The organism is Synechococcus sp. MU1655 (assembly GCF_023630655.1).
Classification (GTDB): Bacteria; Cyanobacteriota; Cyanobacteriia; order PCC-6307; family Cyanobiaceae; genus Synechococcus_C.
In genome coordinates, this window is the sequence record NZ_JAKUHK010000259.1 from 1 (window position 1) to 2,658 (window position 2,658).

At 47.7% G+C, this 2,658-nt stretch carries 3 protein-coding genes and 1 pseudogene; 2 read left to right on the plus strand and 2 right to left on the minus strand.

Translation table 11 applies throughout. The features are described from left to right. Both NCN04_RS10340 and NCN04_RS10345 read left to right on the plus strand, forming a co-directional pair. Window positions 1-134, plus strand: a pseudogene (locus NCN04_RS10340) (photosystem II D2 protein (photosystem q(a) protein)); the annotation flags it as partial. Continuing rightward, the gene (locus NCN04_RS10345; protein ID WP_250396049.1) at window positions 118-387 is read left to right on the plus strand and encodes a hypothetical protein; all 270 of its coding nucleotides are present in this window, start codon (window positions 118-120) and stop codon (window positions 385-387) included. The pseudogene NCN04_RS10340 and the gene NCN04_RS10345, both read left to right, overlap by 17 nt. Here the strand turns inward: NCN04_RS10345 and NCN04_RS10350 are convergent. Continuing rightward, window positions 336-563 carry a DUF2079 domain-containing protein gene (locus NCN04_RS10350; RefSeq protein ID WP_350223252.1) on the minus strand — a complete coding sequence of 76 codons (228 nt, stop codon included), beginning with the start codon at window positions 561-563 and terminating at the stop codon, window positions 336-338. The two genes, NCN04_RS10345 and NCN04_RS10350, sit on opposite strands and share 52 nt — an antisense overlap. A gap of 326 nt (window positions 564-889) precedes the next feature. Next, on the minus strand, window positions 890-2,524 hold the full coding sequence (locus NCN04_RS10355) for a DUF2079 domain-containing protein (protein WP_250396048.1): 1,635 nt from the start codon (window positions 2,522-2,524) through the stop codon (window positions 890-892). Between the last annotated feature and the right edge of the window lie 134 nt (window positions 2,525-2,658).

The window sequence follows — 2,658 nt, forward strand, 5'->3', positions numbered from 1 at the left end:
CTGAATTTGAAACCTTCTACACGAAGAACATTCTTCTGAATGAAGGTCTGCGTGCCTGGATGGCACCGGCTGACCAGCCGCACGAAAACTTCGTCTTCCCTGAAGAGGTTCTGCCCCGTGGAAACGCTCTCTGATTCAGAGCTTTTTCATCACCCCGTCAGCCTTCCTTTTATGGAAGGCTTTTTTAATGGGATGAGACTCGTTTTAGAGGGTCAGCGCCTCAGAGAAGCCCTCGAAATCTTTTTGTTGAGATGCATCTCCTTTTGTTTGACGTTGCAGGAGGACGACGTCGTCGTCAAAAGCAAAAACCCCGTCATCTTGATCGATGAGGTCATTCAGCTGTCGGAGGTTTCTCTCCAAACCTTTGCGCTTTTGATGAATGTCTGAAACATGATTTGGTTTTGCAAATTAGCCACAACCCAATCCACAGGAAACTGTTGTCCGCTTTGATCCTGATAGTGGATGTTGTAAGGAAATCGGATCAGGACCTCGCGATTGGCCAGGTGGGGGATCAACCCGGTGGTAGCGGCAACGCTGCTACCGCTTGGGATGGTATTGATCAGCCTTAGAGCTCTACGGCATAACCAGTGTTGCGAGACAGAGAAGTAATGAAGGGTGTCTCAGCACCCAAGGCATTTCTCTTTTATGCTGCATAAGTACAGTTCGCAGCGGTGTGACAAGGCTTATCGATCTTCGGCTCGACCAGTGTTTGTCGTATGCATCGCCGGCAACATCAATCCATTTCGGAGGAGGTGTCCATGAGTTCCAGTTCTTTCATTCAGGGTTTGCTGATCGCGGAGAACGCCGGCTGATTCCGGCATCTAGCTCCTAGATCAATCGGTTCTGCGACAAAGCAGACCCGGCGAGAGCCCCCAAGCCAAAAGGTGTTTCACCTCTGGCTTGGGGGCATCGTTTTAGCTTTAAAATTCTGAATCAATCGATTTAGATCCTGTTGCAGTTTTTGATCAGTTTTGCCATTGCGATTCAAAACCACAACGCCGTCTTCAATTGATTGAACTCGATAGATTGAGGAGTTTGCATCAAGCCACTTCAGACTTTTCTTTAGACGTTCCCGATCTCTTGAAAACGCTTCGGAAAAATGAGCCAGCGTCTTGAGGTCAATTGCAACCCAGTCAACGGAATGAATTTGCTTATTGATGTCTTGGTACTCGGTGCCGTGCGGAAAGCGCACTAAAACCTGTCTTTGGGCAAGCCAAGGGATTAAGTTTGTGTTGGCGCTCACTGACGCATTGGCAGGGATTGATTGAAGGGTTTGTCTGGCTTTGACTCCATGCTCCCATTGCTGAAGGGGGCTCTGATAAACCCATGGATGAATGCTGTCTGGAATGAGGAAAGAAAAGCTTCGATTTTGGTTGCCAGCAACGGCAAAAATTAACGATAATGCTATACATCCAGCCCAAATCTTTCTGAGCTTTCTTGAGTTAAATAGATTTTGCCGTGACCTCCACCACAGGCTTGTGCCGGCGAACAGTCCTGGAACGACTAAAAATGTGTAGCGAATATTGATCGATAGAGGGTCGTTGCTACCTCGCGCTAACAATAGCCCTAGAAGGGGAAGTGATGCCATTAAAAGTGCATCAGCTGAAATTAAGGGAACGAACAGGAGTGGTAGTCCCATGCCCAGGAAATACATCAAGGTGTCTCCTGGTGGGCTGACCAGTTCGCGGAGAAGGGTCAATGGTTGACCAAAAACTTGTTTGGCGATGTCAAAACTTGAGGCACTTTCTGCGTTGGGTGCAAATTGCCCAAAATTGGACACCATGAATCGTTTGCTGTTGTCGTCTCCAAAAATCGGCATCAGCACGTTCGTGACGATGCCAACCCATGCAAGCCCTGTAATAACAAACAGAAGGCCGATTGTGCGTCGTTGTTGATCTCTGATTGAGAGCCATAGGCCAATGCTTGCGAGAACGACCCCGGTATCTTCACGTATCAATGGGATCAGTAGCGCGCTGATGATCCATAAGGCTGTGCGATTGGTTTTTAAGCCGTAAAGGAGCGCAAAAACTAGGAGTGGTAATTGGCATAAATCTGTGAAATTGCTCAGGGTTGGAGCAACAATGGCATTGGCGCAGTAAAAGGCTACGGTGATCCTTTCTGCAAGGTTTGGGCTAAGGTCAAGTTTGGCAAGTTGAAAGAGAACTAAGCCAGCACCTGTAATTAGGCTGATTTGTACGACAGGCAGTGCCCAGATCCCGAGGAGGCGAACGAGTGGGATCCAAGTGATTAAAATTGGCGTGAAATGTTGGCTAAGCCTTTGATAGGCAACGGACGGAACTTCTCCACTATGAATTACATTCGTAGAGAGCTGGGAAGAAAGTGTGCTTTCAAACGGGTTGCCTCCTATGCCATTCCACAAAACTTGCAGAAAGATTCCCTGGTCGTAGCTAGCACTAAGGCTTATCAATCTCCACCACAGAAGCAATATCCCAAGACCAGCAAATAAAAGTGCTACCCATTTAATTCGACTCTCTGGTTGGAGGCGTTGAATTCTGTTGAGCATGGATTAGCGTGAAGTCATAGGTCAAGTTGTTCGATCAGAACCCTTTTGTCAGTCAACCAGGCGACATTGCCATTGTAGCGCTGACAGTATTCAAGCCCCAGGCAGATTAGATGTTTAGGGCTAAAGCCTTCAGG